Consider the following 1,176-nt stretch of genomic DNA (forward strand, 5'->3'; position numbering starts at 1 on the left):
TCAGTGGCTAGCCGATCTGCTTTCTTAAGTTCGATAATATTCAGCTGGAGCTGATCACTCAGAACCACCGCCGGAATCTGCTGATCCCGCATCTCAAAACGCCAGACTGCCTGTCCCTGTTGCTGGTAGTCTGTCATTGGCGTTTTAGCATCAAGAAGTACAGTATAGCAGCCAGTTTATCAGCTTAAACAGGGGAATCAATGCTCTCTCAATCACCGCTAGCCTACCTCCTAAGCGGCCAGCAAACGGGCTTTACTCAGCCCTTTAATACGACCTGAATAGCTTTGTCTTAAATGGTCCTGAGTACCGATTGCCCAGCCAAAGCTTTTCAGCCAGCTGCCATTAGCGGCCTCCTCAATCCAGGCTTCTGACAACCCCAGAGCTTTCATCAATACCGGTTTATTCGCAGGAATAAAACCCCGTTTATCGGGATGAACAGCTCGTCCCAGATAATCCACAAACTCCAGATAGTCCTGTAGCGCAAACGGCACAGCACAAGCAGCACGACCCGCTGGATCAAACGGCATTAAAGTAGCTAAAGGCAGATGCTCCAGAGCCTCAAATTTCAGTTGATTTGGCACAGGCTCATCAGCATCACTGATCACATCTGTGCGCTCAGCTTTAGAGACAGGTTCACCTGTTATCCGGCGTTGAGCCGAGGTGTAGTCTGAGCTAATAAGATCTTCAGACATTCCTGCACGCACAGGGTTAAGATCCACATATGCCATCACAGAGAGAATAGCCTGCTCATCTAATAAAGCCTGACTTTTAAAGCGTCCTTCCCAGAAACGCCCTGTCACACCATCTTCCTTATTAGCCATACGAGCGATAGATTCATTCAGAACTCGCATAAACCAGGAAATATCGTAAAGCCGCTCCCGGAAAACTGCTGCTAATTCAGAGACTTTCTGCAGCATAGCCTCATTAAATCCATCGCTGCTATCCAGATAGCTACGTACCAGCAAAGGCCCACTAAAGAGCTGTGTCCAACGTTCCAGAACCTCATCATCTGACAAAGATTCTGCTGTATCCTTATCAACCCTCAACACCAGATGGTAGTGATTGCTCATCACCGCATAAGCAGCAATATCAATCGTAAACACAGAGGCTAACTGGAGAATACGTTGCTCAATCCAATCACGGCGGTGTTCAAAACTCTGACCACTGACCTGATCA

General features: G+C 47.8%; 1 protein-coding gene. It reads right to left on the reverse strand.

What is annotated here, in order from left to right:
* Nucleotides 1–230 precede the first annotated feature (230 nt).
* A partial coding sequence (locus H4O21_RS23965) for a transposase (RefSeq protein WP_182812358.1) occupies nt 231–1,176 on the reverse strand: 946 nt, incomplete at its 5' end.

This window comes from Oceanospirillum sediminis, assembly GCF_014164585.1.
Taxonomy (GTDB): Bacteria; Pseudomonadota; Gammaproteobacteria; order Pseudomonadales; family Halomonadaceae; genus Oceanospirillum; species Oceanospirillum sediminis.